Genomic DNA, 14,154 nt, shown 5'->3' with positions numbered 1-14,154 from the left:
CGGTCACCTACACTCGGACGGGTGAGTGAGAAGACTGACCAGACCCTGATGCTCGTCGACGGCCATTCGATGGCCTTCCGCGCCTTCTTCGCCCTCCCCGCGGAGAACTTCTCAACGACGGGGGGCCAGACCACCAATGCGGTCTACGGCTTTCTCTCCATGCTCTCCACACTGTTGAAGGAGGAAAAGCCGGACCACATCGCGGTCGCCTTCGATGTCGGTAGGAAGACCTTTCGTACCGATATGTTCCCCGAGTACAAGGCGCAACGCGATGCCACGCCGCCCGAGTTCAAGGGACAGGTGGAGATCCTCAAGGAGGTGCTCGCCACACTGGGGATCACCACCCTTGAAAAGGAGAACTTCGAGGCCGATGACATCATTGCCACCCTCGCCGTGAGGGCCAGGCCGCTGGGGTACACCACCCTGATCATCACCGGTGACCGAGATTCCTTCCAGCTTGTCAATGATTCAACCACGGTGCTCTATCCCATGCGCGGCGTCTCCGTCATGCACCGCTTCACCCCGGAGGCCGTGGAGGAGAAGTACGGCCTCACCCCCAGCCAGTACCCCGACTTCGCCGCCCTGCGCGGCGATCCCTCCGACAACCTGCCCAACATCCCCGGGGTGGGGGAGAAAACCGCGGTCAAATGGATCAGTGAATACGGCAGCCTGGACAATCTTCTCGAACATGCAGGAGAGATCAAGGGCAAGGCGGGCAACAGCTTCCGCGAACGCATCGACCAGGTGCGGATGAACCGTGAACTGACCGAGATGGTCAAGGATATGGACTTGCCTGTGGGGCCGGATGATCTGGCACTCCGACCGGCGGACGTGTCCGGAGTGGCGGCGAAGTTCGACGAGCTGCAGTTCGGCACAAATCTCCGCGAGCGGGTCCTGGCCGCGGTGAGGGCGGAGGGTGCGCCGATTGAGTCCCCGACCGACGATGCGGGGGAGGTCGTTGTGGACACCGTGCACCTTGACAAATGGCTTCCCCGGCGTCAGGGTCAGCCGCTGGCGCTCGCTCTGACGGGTGATCCCTCCCCGGCAGGGGGCGACGCCCACTCGATCGCCATCGTCGATACGGATCGCCATGCGGTGACAGCCGATCTCGCCGACATCACTGCGGAGGAGGACCGGGCGCTCGCGGAGTGGCTCTCCTCGGGCTCCCCGAAGCTGCTGCACGGGGCCAAGGCCGCCTTCCACATGCTCGCCGGGCGCGGATTCGCACTCAACGGGATCGAGCATGACACCGCCATCGCCGCCTACCTGCTGCGCCCGGGCCAGCGCACCTACGAACTCGCCGACGTCTACCAGCGCCACCTCCAGCGTCACCTGAACAATCAGCACTCCGGTGAACAGCTGACCCTGCTCGATGCTGCGGATTCGCGTTCGCTTATCGACGCCGCCACCGCGGTCCTCGAGCTGTCAGCGGAGTTGACGCGCGAACTGGAGGAAATCAGCTCCTTTGAGCTCTACCGTGATCTGGAGCTTCCCCTCGTCGGTATCCTGGCACGGATGGAGGCGACGGGCATCGCCGTCGATACCGCGACCCTGGAGCGGCAGCTGGAGTCCTTCATCAACCGGGTGGCCGAGGAGGAGGCCGCGGCGCGGGAACTGGCCGGCGATCCGGGCCTGAACCTGTCCAGCCCCAAGCAGCTGCAGGTGGTGCTCTTCGAAACCTTCGGCATGCCCAAAACGAAGAAAACCAAGACCGGCTATTCCACCGCCGCCTCGGAGATCGAGGCGCTGGCGGCGAAGAACCCCCACCCCTTCCTTGACCACCTCCTCGCGCACCGCCAGTACCAGAAGATGAAGTCCACCCTGGAGGGACTCATCCGTGAGGTGGCCCCGGACGGCAGGATCCACACCACCTTCAACCAGACCGTGGCGTCGACAGGCAGGCTCTCCTCCACCGATCCGAATCTGCAGAACATCCCCGTGCGCACCGATGCCGGTCGCCGGATCAGGTCCGCCTTCGTCGTCGGAGAGGGCTTTGAGACGCTGCTGACCGCTGACTATTCCCAGATTGAAATGCGTGTGATGGCGCATCTCTCCCGCGATCCGGGGCTGATCGAGGCCTACCGGGAGGGCGAGGATCTGCACAACTACGTCGGTTCGAAGGTGTTCAACGTACCGATTGACGGTGTGACCCCTGAGCTGCGCCGCCGGGTCAAGGCCATGTCCTACGGTCTCGTCTACGGGTTGTCCGCATTCGGGTTGTCCCAGCAGCTTGGTATTCCGGCAGGGGAGGCGAAGTCGATCATGGAGTCCTATTTCGAGAGGTTCGGCGGGGTGCAGCGTTATCTGGCCGAAGTTGTTGAACAGGCGCGCAGGGACGGCTTCACCTCCACGCTCTTCGGACGCCGGCGCTACCTGCCGGAGCTGACCTCCGACAACCGTGTGGCCAGGGAGAACGCCGAGCGGGCGGCCCTGAATGCACCGATCCAGGGGACCGCGGCGGACATCATCAAGGTGGCCATGATACGGGTCGATCGGACGTTGCGCGAGCAGAAGGTGAAATCCCGGGTGCTGCTGCAGGTCCACGACGAACTCGTGGTGGAGGTGGCACCGGGCGAGGTGGACCGGGTGACGCGCATTCTCGAGCGGGAGATGGATGGTGCGATCACACTGTCGGTACCGCTGGAGGTGTCGGCGGGCTCGGGTCGGAACTGGGACGAGGCCGCACACTGACCGGCCGGGGACGCTGAATCAGTCGAGGGTCGAGCAGAAGATGGCGGAGCCGGGGAAGATGCCACCGCGCAGGGGCGACCACTGCCCCCATGACACATCGAGGTCGGCTGGCCATTCGGGTTCAAGCAGCCGCTCCAGCCGGAATCCGGCGTCGGTCAGTTCCCCCAGTCGCTCGCCCATCGTGCGGTGCTGCTCCGCGTAGGTGATCCTCCCGTTCCGCTCGTCGCGTTCGACGTAGTCACCCGAGAAGTAGCTGTTCACCGCGGTGAGTCCGGTCGGTCCCGGATCATCGGTGAAGATCCACCGCATGGGGTGGGTGACCGAGAAGACGAACCTGCCACCGGGGCGCAGCACCCTGGCCACCTCCCTCATCAGCGCCGCCGAATCGGAAACGAAGGGGATGGCACCGAATGCGGAGAAGACCACGTCGAAGCTGTCCCCGCGATAGGGCAGGGCCATCGCGTCGGCCTGGACAAGGTCGACGCCGCGGTGATCACCGGCGTGCCGCAGCATCGCGGCGGAGATGTCGAAGGCGGTGATGAAGGTCGAATCGCCGAGGTCCTGCGCCAACCACCTGGAGCAGGGGGCCGATCCGCACCCCAGTTCCAGGATCGATGCGCCGCGCAGCTCCGCGGGCCGGCCCAGAAGACGGGCGGTGGACTCGTGCAGCATCTCCGGACACCAGTAGAATTCGGCGCCGTCCACCCCGAGATACGTGGGGTGCCTGGCGTGGTAGTCATCGGCATCGGAGTCCCACCAGGAACGGGCGGCGGCGGAAAAATCCGATGCGCAAAACCCGTCTCCAGTCACATTGGTTTCAGGAGTGTGCATCCGCGGTATTGTACTTGATCTAGCTGCGCAAACACAGTAGTGTTAGGAAAGCGTGTCAAAGCGCGGGGTGCCGGCGTGTTCTTATAGGAAAACACACCGACCCCGACTGCGGGATCGAAATGCCTGAATGTGCAGGTGTTTTGAGAGACTGCGCGTTCCTGTCCATTCTCAATTTCCTATCCATTTCGGAGCAATTTACATATGCCCACCAATACTGCACCTCAGGTAGCCATCAACGACATTGGCTCAGCTGAGGACTTCCTCGCAGCAATCGACGCCACAATCAAGTACTTCAATGACGGCGATATCGTTGAAGGCACCGTGGTCAAGGTCGATCGTGACGAGGTTCTGCTCGACATCGGCTACAAGACCGAGGGTGTCATCCCCTCCCGCGAGCTTTCCATCAAGCACGATGTCGACCCCGATGAGGTCGTCGAGGTCGGCGACCAGATCGACGCACTCGTCCTCACCAAGGAGGACAAGGAGGGGCGTCTGATCCTGTCCAAGAAGCGCGCACAGTACGAGCGCGCATGGGGTGCCATCGAGGACCTCAAGGAGAAGGACGAGCCGGTTACCGGTACCGTCATCGAGGTCGTCAAGGGTGGACTCATCCTCGACATCGGGCTGCGCGGCTTCCTGCCCGCCTCCCTCGTCGAGATGCGTCGCGTCCGCGACCTGGATCCCTACATCGGCCAAGAGCTTGAGGCCAAGATCATCGAGCTGGACAAGAACCGCAACAATGTCGTTCTTTCCCGCCGTGCATTCCTCGAGCAGACCCAGTCCGAGGTCCGCTCCGAGTTCCTCCACCAGCTGCAGAAGGGCCAGGTCCGCAAGGGCATCGTGTCCTCCATCGTCAACTTCGGCGCCTTTGTCGATCTCGGTGGAGTCGACGGACTGGTCCACGTCTCCGAGCTGTCCTGGAAGCACATCGATCACCCCTCCGAGGTTGTCACCGTCGGTGACGAGGTCACGGTTGAGGTGCTCGAGGTCGATCTCGACCGCGAGCGCGTCTCCCTGTCGCTGAAGGCGACCCAGGAGGATCCGTGGCGCGTGTTCGCACGCACCCACGCCGTCGGCCAGATTGTGCCCGGCAAGGTCACCAAGCTGGTCCCCTTCGGTGCGTTCGTGCGTGTCGAAGAGGGCATCGAGGGCCTCGTCCACATCTCCGAGCTGGCCCAGCGCCACGTCGAGGTACCCGACCAGGTTGTCGCCGTCGGCGAAGAGGTCATGGTAAAGGTCATCGACATCGATCTCGAGCGTCGCCGCATCTCGCTGTCGCTCAAGCAGGCCGATGAGGATTACACCGAGGAGTTCGATCCCTCCAAGTACGGCATGGCCGACTCCTACGATGAGCAGGGCAACTACATCTTCCCTGAGGGCTTCGATCCCGAGACCAACGAATGGCTCGAGAGCTTCGATGAGCAGCGTCAGGCATGGGAGGCACGCTACGCAGAGTCCGAGCGTCGCTTCCAGGCCCACACCGCTCAGATCGAGCGTCGTCGCCAGCAGGCGGAGGAGGCAGCTGCCGAGGCTCCGGCCGGCAACTACTCCACCGAGTCCGTCGAGGATGCTCCCGCAGCGGAGGAGACCGGTGGATCCCTGGCTTCCGATGAGCAGCTCGCTGCTCTCCGCGAGAAGCTCGCAGGAAACTAGTTCCCGTATCCACCGACGTTGACGGTGGGGGACAGGTTCCCACGCGACGCCCCATGGTGCCCGGCACCATGGGGCGTCGCTGTGCGTTGATGATCCCGATGACCTCAGCCGCCCGACCGGTTTCCGGTGGCTTGCACGGCCTGGGTGTATGTTTTCATGTATTTAAAGTGGGGGAGAGGGTCAAACCAGAAATCCGCGGACATGGGAATTTCCGAAACTGTGATAAATATTGGGCGTTCCGGGTTGTTTCTCCTTGGTTTCCGACTTAGGATTAGGGGGACTTACCACTAAATCGGACATGAGTGCAGTTCATCACAGTTCCGGGTGGCGTTAAAACGAGATAGTGCGCAGGAGACCCCTGCTTTAATTTTTTAGGACGCGTGCAATCGTTTTCACTCCTTCGGGCTCGTATCCGGGCAGGTGGTAGGCGTCTGAGGTTCGAACCCGATCCCCAGGCTCCGTTTTCCCGCGGGACACTTCGGAAACCACGTGATTCCCGTGCGTTCAGAAAGGTTCGACATGGCGTCCAAAATTATGACGACATCGCAGCACATTCTGGATAACCTCGGCGGCCCTGAGAACATCACCTCGATGACTCACTGCGCAACCCGCCTACGCTTCCAGCTACATGATCAATCCGCTGTGAACCAGCAGGCCATTGATTCCGACCCCTCGGTTCTCGGCGTCGTTCCGCAGGGTTCCACCGGAATGCAGGTGGTCATGGGCGGTGCGGTGGCCAACTACTACCAGGAGCTGCTCAAGCTAGACGGAATGTCCCACTTCGCAGGTGGGGACGAGGACTCCGGGAAGGCCCCGGCCAGGGACAAGAAGGAATACGGCGGCGTCCGCGGCAAATTCTCCTGGGTGGACTACGCCTTCGAGTTCCTTTCCGACACCTTCCGCCCGATCCTGTGGGCCCTGCTGGGTGCCTCGCTGATCATCACGCTGCTGGTCCTGGCCGATACCTTCGGTATCCAGGAGTTCCGCGCACCGATGGATGAGCAGCCTGACACCTTCGTATTCCTGCACGCCATGTGGCGTTCGGTCTTCTACTTCCTGCCCATCATGGTCGGTGCCACGGCGGCACGTAAGCTCGGCGCCAACGAATGGATCGGTGCAGCCATCCCGGCGGCACTGCTGACACCCGAGTTCCTGGCACTGGGATCAGCCGGCGACACCGTGACCGTCTTCGGTCTCCCCATGGTCCTTAACGACTACTCCGGACAGGTCTTCCCGCCGTTGATCGCCGCGATCGGCCTGTACTGGGTGGAGAAGGGGCTGAAAAAGATCATCCCCGAGGCTGTGCAGATGGTCTTCGTGCCCTTCTTCTCCCTGCTGATCATGATCCCGGCCACCGCATTCCTCCTCGGACCCTTCGGCATCGGCGTCGGTAACGGCATTTCGAGCTTCCTGGAGGCGGTGAACAACTTCAGTCCGTTCATCCTCTCCATCGTGATCCCGCTGCTCTACCCCTTCCTGGTGCCCCTGGGACTGCACTGGCCGCTCAACGCCATCATGATCCAGAACATCAACTCCCTGGGCTATGACTTCATCCAGGGCCCCATGGGAGCCTGGAACTTCGCCTGCTTCGGATTGGTGACCGGCGTGTTCATCCTCGCGATCCGCGAGAGGAACCAGAACATGCGCCAGGTCTCCCTCGGAGCGATGCTCGCCGGACTGCTCGGTGGAATCTCCGAACCCTCCCTCTACGGCATCCTGCTGCGCTTCAAGAAGACGTACTTCCGGCTTCTTCCTGGCTGCTTCGTCGGCGGTGTCGTCATGGGCATCTTCGATATCAAGGCCTACGCCTTCGTGTTCACCTCGCTGCTGACCATCCCGGCGATGGACCCGTGGCTCGGGTACACCATCGGTATCGCCGCGGCGTTCTTCACCTCGATGTTCCTGGTCCTGTTCTTCGATTACCGCTCCGATGAGGAGCGTGCCGAGGTCAAGGCACAGCTGGAGGCCGCGGAGAGCGGTACCTCCGACGCTGCCGCCTCCCCGGTTGCCACCGACGCGGCAGGTACGGCGGCAGCAACCGCCGCCACCGGCGGGGCGGGGGCCGCCCCCCCCCCCCCCCCCCGGACCCTTCTCCCACCCCCGGGGGGGGGGGGCGTCCCCCCCACCCCGGCCGGCGCGGGCCGCCCCCGCTTCTGCAGCTCGTCCCCCCCTCTTTCCAGCCGACATCTTCTTCCCCCCGGAGTTGCCGGTCCCTTTTTTTAATTACCGCCCCCAGGGGGGGCGGCCCGAGGTAAAAGCCCGAGCGGAGGCCCGCGGAGGGGGGACCCCCGGACCCGCCGCCCCCCCGGTTGCCCCCCGCCGCGCCGGGACGGGGGGCAAAACCCCCCCCCCCCGGGGGGGCGGCGCCCGCCCCCGCCACCGCCACGAGGACCTTGCTCGCAGCCGGTGAGGTGGAGGATATCCACGCACCACTGGCGGGCAGGGCCGTCCCGCTATCCGAGGTTCCGGACCCGATCTTTGCAGCTGAGAAGCTGGGCCCGGGTATCGCCATCGAACCGAGTGGAAACACCGTCGTCGCACCGGCGGACGGTACGGTGCTGCTGGTGCAGAAGACCGGCCACGCCGTCGCACTTCGCCTGGAATCCGGCGTCGAGCTGCTCATCCACATCGGTCTGGACACCGTGCAGCTCGAGGGGCAGGGATTTGAGGTCCATGTCGAGCGTAAGCAGCAGGTCAAGGCAGGGGACACGTTGATCACCTTCGATCCGGAGTTCATCCGCTCGAAGAACCTGCCTCTGATCACACCCGTCGTGGTCTCCAATGCCAACAAGTTCGCCAGCGTCGAGGGGCACCCGGCTGACGCCGTGGATTCCGGAAGCTCCATCATCACCGTCATCGGAAAGTAGTCCGGTACTACTCTGGATTGCATGTTGCGAATCGGATTAACCGGAGGGATCGGCAGCGGTAAAACAACCGTCGCCGATCTTTTCGCGTCTCATGGCCTGGAAGTTATCGATGCGGACGCCATCGCCCGCGAGATCGTGGAGCCGGGACAACCCGCGCTCGCCGAACTCGCCGACGCCTTCGGCCACGACATCCTGAGCGCCGACGGCACCCTCAACCGTGGTGAACTGGCAGCGCGGGCCTTCGTCGACCCAGGGCACACCGCCCTGCTCAATTCCATCACCCATCCCCGCATCGAGGAGGAGACCGCGAGGCGCTTCGACTCCGCCGAGGACAGGGGTGTGCCCGAGGTGGTCTGGGACATGCCGCTGCTGGTGGACAAGGGGTACCACCACAACATGGATGTCGTGGTCGTGGTCGACGTGGATGCGGAGGAACGCGTGCGCCGCCTGGTCCACTACCGCGGACTGGCGGAGGAAGATGCGCGCGCCCGGATCGCGGCGCAGGTCAGCGACCAGGTCCGCCGCGCAGCAGCGGATATCATCATAGACAACAACGGCCCACTGGAGGCGCTGGCCACACAGGTCTCAGCGGCGCTGGAAGAGATCAGGAGCAGGTGGGAATGAAGATCTGGAACACCGGTCCCTTCGACAACGAGGAGGCGCAGGAGGTACTGCGGGATCTGCGCAACGATGAGCTCCTCCTGGAGGAGCTGCTTCCCGATGCCGGGCACCGTTACATCGAGGAGGACCAGGGGGCGATGATCATCGCCCTCGCCCACCTGGCAGCCGGCAACCAGCCGCAGGGTGCGGCGGTGCCGGGCGTCGACAAGCTGCGGACCCCTGAGTTGCGGGACCGCCTCAGGCAGTGCCTGGAGGCCGTGCTTATCGACGCCTCCGTGTCCGGCCTCTACGCCCGGTGGGAGACCGAGGGGGAGGCCCTGCACGAATGGAAGGCGCGCTCCCATGTTCGGCTGAGCGACCTCTGAGGCGCGGGGTTCGCCGTCCGCGCCCCGCCGGGGGATCGAAAAGCCGTGCCAATCTGGCGTATCCTCGTTGATATGGCTTTTGCTGCTGAACACCCGGTCCTGTCCCACTCCGAGCACCGTCCGGTCGGCGAGATCGAGCGCTCGAATGCGAAATTCGAGGTCATCTCCGACTATGAACCGGCGGGAGATCAACCGGCTGCGATCAGGGAGCTCGATGAGCGCCTGGACAGGGGGGAACGTGATGTGGTTCTCCTCGGCGCCACCGGCACCGGCAAGTCCGCCACCGCGGCCTGGCTGATCGAACAGCAGCAGCGTCCCACCTTGGTGATGGCACCGAACAAGACCCTCGCCGCCCAGCTGGCCAATGAGCTGCGTCAGCTGCTACCGAACAACGCGGTGGAGTACTTCGTCTCCTACTACGACTACTACCAACCCGAGGCCTACATCGCCCAGACCGACACCTACATCGAGAAGGACTCCTCGATCAACGAGGATGTCGAGCGACTGCGCCACTCCGCGACCTCCTCGCTGCTCTCGCGTCGGGATGTGGTCGTGGTCAGTTCCGTGTCCTGCATCTACGGACTGGGAACACCACAGTCCTATCTGGATCGCTCGATCGTGCTGAACAGGGGAGAGGAAATCGACCGCGACCGGTTCCTGCGACTGCTCGTGGACATCCAGTACGATCGCAACGATGTCGCCTTCACCAGGGGCGCCTTCCGTGTCAAGGGCGATACGGTGGACATCATCCCGGCCTATGAGGAGCTGGCGGTGCGTGTCGAGTTCTTCGGAGATGAGATCGACAGCCTCTACTACATCCACCCTCTGACCGGTGACACGATCCGTGAGGTGGACTCGATCCGGATCTTCCCCGCGACCCACTATGTGGCGGGACCGGAGAGGATGGAAAAGGCGGTGGCCGATATCAGGGAGGAACTCACCGAGCGCCTCGATGACATGGAAAACCGCGGCAAGCTGCTCGAGGCCCAGCGTCTGCGGATGCGTACGGAATACGATCTCGAGATGATCGAGCAGGTGGGATTCTGCTCCGGCATCGAGAACTACTCACGGCACATCGACGGCCGTGCCGCGGGCACCGCGCCGGCGACCCTCATTGACTATTTCCCGGAGGATTTCCTCACCATCATCGATGAGTCGCATGTGACCGTCCCCCAGATCGGCGGGATGTTTGAAGGGGACATGTCGCGGAAGAGGAACCTGGTCGAGTTCGGTTTCCGGCTCCCCTCGGCACTGGATAACCGCCCGCTGACCTGGGAGGAGTTTGATCAGCGCAGGGGGCAGACGGTGTTCATGTCCGCGACCCCGGGCAAATTCGAGATCGCCGCGGCCGGTGGCGAGTACGTCGAGCAGGTGATCAGGCCCACCGGGCTGGTCGATCCGAAGGTGACCGTCAAACCCACCAAGGGACAGATCGACGATCTCATCCACGAGATTCGCGGTCGCACCGATGTCAATGAACGCGTGCTCGTGACCACGCTGACCAAGAAGATGGCGGAGGATCTCACCGATTATCTGCTCGAGAACGGCATCCGGGTGCGTTATCTGCACTCCGACATCGACACTCTGCAGCGCGTGGGACTGCTGCGGCAGCTGCGCCTCGGTGAGTTCGACGTTCTGGTGGGCATCAACCTGCTGCGCGAGGGGCTGGATCTGCCGGAGGTCTCTCTCGTGGCGATTCTGGATGCGGACAAGGAGGGCTTCCTGCGTTCCACGACCTCCCTGATCCAGACAATCGGTCGCGCCGCCCGCAACGTCTCCGGCGAGGTGATCATGTACGCCGACAAGATCACCGATTCCATGCAGAACGCCATCGAGGAGACGGACAGGAGGCGGGAGAAGCAGATCGCCTACAACACCGAGCACGGCATCGACCCGCAGCCCCTGCGGAAGAAGATCGCCGACATCCTCGACCAGGTCTACGAAGGCGGCACCGAGGCGCCGCCCGGTGTCGCCGGCGATGCCGCGGTTGCGGCCCGGCCGGATGTATCCGGCATGGCAGCCGACCAGCTGCAGAAGCTTATCGACGACCTGAGCACCCAGATGGGCGCCGCGGCACGGGAGCTCAAGTTTGAGCTCGCGGGCAGGCTGCGCGATGAAATCATCGACCTGAAAAAGGAGCTGCGCGGCATGAAGGAAGTCGGCATGTAATTACGCGCGTATCCCGTGCTTGTTTTGTTAGACTTGGTCCCTAACGGAATCAGGCTTGATTCTTCGGATAAACTCTCACGTTTAAGGGAAAGGTCACATGAGCGACTCGTACAAGAAGATCGTCGTCGGCACCGATGGTTCCAAGTCTTCCCTCCACGCAGTGGAGCGTGCCGCTGAAATCGCGGCGGCATTCAAAGCCACACTCATCATCGGATGTGCCTTCTATGAAACAAAGGAGGAGGCGTCCAAGACACTGCGCCAGGATTCCGTGACCATCCTCGGCGATGATCCGGCCCAGGAGAATCTGGAGAAGGCCGAAAAGGTTGCGCAGGGGGTGGGAGCCACCAGTATCGAGAAGGTCGTGCGTCCGGGAACTCCCGTCGAGGCCCTGATGAGCATCGTCAACGAAAACCAGGCGGACCTGCTCGTGGTGGGTAACCGGGGTATCAATTCACTGACCGGCCGCCTGCTGGGATCCGTCCCCGCCGATGTTGCCAGGCAGTCCGACTGTGATGTGATGATCGTCCACACGGTGGACTGATCATGGAAGCGACGGGCCCGTGCGAGACACTCGCACGGGCCCGTCGCTTTTCCGCTATACCTCGCCGATCAGGGTCAGCGTCTGAGTCGCCCTCGTGACGGCGACGTAGAGGTCCTGCATGCCCTGCGGTGACTCCGCGATGATGCCGGCGGGATCGACGACGATGACGTGGTCGAATTCGAGGCCCTTAATCTCCTCCACCAGGAAGGCACGGTCGCCCGGGGTGAAGCGGGCCGCGGAATAGATCACCGCCGTGGTTCTCTCCGGGTCCTCCCGCCGGTAGCTCTGCGCCAGTGCGTTGGCGTCTGTGTGCTCATCCAGCCTGAGCACGGGATGTCCGGACTCGCGGATCGCGGTGGCGGGTGCCGCCTCCGGATTGATCCTGGAGAGCAGCTCATTGGCCACGGCCATGATCTCCACAGGGGTGCGGTAGTTCACGGTGAGCTCATGGTGGCGGAAGCGGGTGGAGACGAACGGTTCGAGGGTCTCAGACCAGCTGTCCACGCCCGCCGGCGAACCGGTCTGGGCGGTGTCACCGACCAGTGTCATCCACCGTGAGGGGCTGCGCCGGAAGACCATGCGCCATTCCATGGGGCTGAGCTCCTGGGCCTCATCGACGATGACGTGGCCGAAGGCCCAGCGGTGGTCGGCCCGCGCACGCTCGGCGGTGGACCGGTTGTCGCGGACGCTCTGCCTGGCCGCCAGCGTCTCCGCGTCGATGAGGTCGAAGGCGGAGAGCACCTCGGCCTCGGGGTCGTCGGGGAGATCGTCGGTGACATCGTCGATGTCCGAGGATGGCGAGGAGCTGAGCACATCGAGCACGTCCTCGGCCGCCGAGACCTGTTCACGCCACTTCGCATCCGCGAGGGCCCGGGCCTCCTCGGGGTCGGGGAGTCCGATCAGGGTGGCCAGCTCATCGAGCAGTGCCGCGTCCGAGGGTGCCCACGGGGAACCGGGTGCCCGCAGCAGTGCGCTGCGGGTCTCGTCGTCGTAAAGCGCCGCCGCGTGGCTGATGCGGTCGGCGGATGTGAGCAGTTCCTCCAGGACCAGTGTGGGCTCGAGCTCTGGCCAGAAGCCGTCGATGACGCCCATCAGCGCGTCATGCTCGAGCAGATCATCATGGAGCTGGTCGACGTCGGCGGTGGACAGCAGGTTCCTTCCGCCCAGCGGATCCGCGCCGATCGTGCCGGCAAGCTGCTGCGCAAGCTGCTCGACCAGGTGCTCCCGGAAGATCGGCCTCGCGAGATTGTGCGGCTGGCGGGACCGGCGTGCGCGCGTGCGGGATCTGGCCACGGTGGCCGGATCCACGGTGATCACAATGCCGTCGACGGTGACCTCGAGGGGCTCCGCTGGGAGAATCTGGTAGGCCCTGACCGCCTCAGCCAGGATCGCCGCCATCTCCCCGCTGCCCTTGATCTCCCGGGTGAGCAGATCCTCACTCCCCTCGGGGGAGACCCCCGGATACAGCTGACCGACCGTGGACAGGACCACGCCGGTCTCACCCAGTTCGGGCAGAACCCGGGAGATGTACTCCAGGAAGGTGCTGTTGGGGCCGATGATGAGGACACCCGTGCGGGCCAGCTGTTCGCGCCAGGTGTAGAGCAGGTAGGCGACCCTGTGCAGCGCAACCGCGGTTTTTCCGGTGCCGGGACCGCCTTCGACCACCATCACCCCGCGCGTGGCGTCACGGATGATCTCGTCCTGTTCGCGCTGGATCGTCTCGACGATATTGCGCATGTGGCCGGTGCGGGCCGATCGGATCGCATGGTGCAGCGCGGTCTCCGAGCCCACGCCCGTCTGGACCCCGGTTCCGGGGAGCAGATCCTCGGAACCGGAGAGCAGCTCATCGTCAACCGCGGTGACCAGACGACCGCGGGTGCGGATGTGGCGGCGGGTGTGCACCCCCTCCGGCTGGACCGTGGTGGCCAGATAGAAGGGGCGCGCCATCGGTGCGCGCCAGTCCAGCAGCAGCGTGCGGTAATCATCCTCGCGGGCATCCAGTCCCATGCGACCGATGTACCGGCGGTCCAGTCCGGGGTCCCCGGGGACGGGGTTCTCCGGCTCCTCGCCGGGGGACTCCACATCTATGCGCCCGAAGACCAGACCCAGCTGGGCGAGATTGAGGCGGTCCAGTTTCTGATTGAGTCCGTGATACTCGGTTTCCCTGCGAACCAGCGCCTCCGGGTCGGGGTTTGAGGGATCAACATCCTTCATCACCGCGGCCAGGCGTTCATTGGCGCGGGCCACCTCGCGGTCCAGACGGGCGAAGAGGCCATCGACATAGAGTTGCTCCCGGGCGATGGCCCCGGTGGCGTCCGCTCCTGCATCGGAACGGCTGGAGTGTGTATCAGCTGCGGTCACTCGGGGAAAGCCTCCTCGATCTGTCTTGTCGATCTGTCTTGATGAAATCCCGGAA

At 63.9% G+C, this 14,154-nt stretch carries 8 protein-coding genes and 2 pseudogenes; 8 read left to right on the top strand and 2 right to left on the bottom strand.

The genetic code is table 11. The annotated features are described in order from the left end of the window. Positions 1 to 48 precede the first annotated feature (48 nt). On the top strand, positions 49 to 2,691 hold the full coding sequence (polA, locus tag B7E02_RS08960; protein WP_080795159.1) for a DNA polymerase I: 2,643 nt from the start codon (positions 49 to 51) through the stop codon (positions 2,689 to 2,691). 18 nt (positions 2,692 to 2,709) lie between these two features. On the opposite strand, the gene B7E02_RS08955 is transcribed toward polA, so the two are convergent. Beyond that, positions 2,710 to 3,522 carry a class I SAM-dependent methyltransferase gene (locus B7E02_RS08955; protein ID WP_080795156.1) on the bottom strand — a complete coding sequence of 271 codons (813 nt, stop codon included), beginning with the start codon at positions 3,520 to 3,522 and terminating at the stop codon, positions 2,710 to 2,712. 201 nt (positions 3,523 to 3,723) lie between these two features. Between B7E02_RS08955 and rpsA the strand changes: the two genes are divergently transcribed. From rpsA to B7E02_RS08920, 7 genes and pseudogenes are all read left to right on the top strand, one after another. Beyond that, positions 3,724 to 5,175 carry a 30S ribosomal protein S1 gene (gene rpsA / locus B7E02_RS08950; RefSeq protein ID WP_080795153.1) on the top strand — a complete coding sequence of 484 codons (1,452 nt, stop codon included), beginning with the start codon at positions 3,724 to 3,726 and terminating at the stop codon, positions 5,173 to 5,175. Between the two features lie 519 nt (positions 5,176 to 5,694). Further along, a pseudogene (locus B7E02_RS08945) lies at positions 5,695 to 7,333 on the top strand (PTS transporter subunit EIIC); the annotation flags it as partial. A gap of 204 nt (positions 7,334 to 7,537) precedes the next feature. Then, a pseudogene (locus tag B7E02_RS08940) lies at positions 7,538 to 8,042 on the top strand (PTS sugar transporter subunit IIA); the annotation flags it as partial. A gap of 21 nt (positions 8,043 to 8,063) precedes the next feature. Further along, positions 8,064 to 8,666 carry a dephospho-CoA kinase gene (gene coaE / locus B7E02_RS08935; protein ID WP_080795145.1) on the top strand — a complete coding sequence of 201 codons (603 nt, stop codon included), beginning with the start codon at positions 8,064 to 8,066 and terminating at the stop codon, positions 8,664 to 8,666. Beyond that, a complete protein-coding gene (locus B7E02_RS08930; protein WP_080795139.1) occupies positions 8,663 to 9,028 on the top strand; it encodes a DUF4259 domain-containing protein in 366 nt (121 codons plus the stop codon). The genes coaE and B7E02_RS08930 overlap by 4 nt, the downstream gene beginning before the upstream one ends. Before the next feature lie 72 nt (positions 9,029 to 9,100). Continuing rightward, complete coding sequence (gene uvrB, locus B7E02_RS08925) at positions 9,101 to 11,197, top strand: excinuclease ABC subunit UvrB (protein ID WP_080795136.1); 2,097 nt, start codon at positions 9,101 to 9,103, stop codon at positions 11,195 to 11,197. Positions 11,198 to 11,294: 97 nt separating this feature from the next. Further along, on the top strand, positions 11,295 to 11,738 hold the full coding sequence (locus tag B7E02_RS08920; protein WP_080795132.1) for a universal stress protein: 444 nt from the start codon (positions 11,295 to 11,297) through the stop codon (positions 11,736 to 11,738). A 54-nt stretch (positions 11,739 to 11,792) separates the two neighbouring features. On the opposite strand, the gene B7E02_RS08915 is transcribed toward B7E02_RS08920, so the two are convergent. Further along, the gene (locus tag B7E02_RS08915; RefSeq protein ID WP_245802236.1) at positions 11,793 to 14,099 is read right to left on the bottom strand and encodes a HelD family protein; all 2,307 of its coding nucleotides are present in this window, start codon (positions 14,097 to 14,099) and stop codon (positions 11,793 to 11,795) included. Positions 14,100 to 14,154 lie beyond the last annotated feature (55 nt).

The organism is Corynebacterium pacaense, from assembly GCF_900169525.1.
GTDB lineage: Bacteria > Actinomycetota > Actinomycetes > Mycobacteriales > Mycobacteriaceae > Corynebacterium > Corynebacterium pacaense.
Note: the sequence above shows the minus strand (reverse complement) of the source record. Positions and strands in the feature narration are given on the sequence as shown.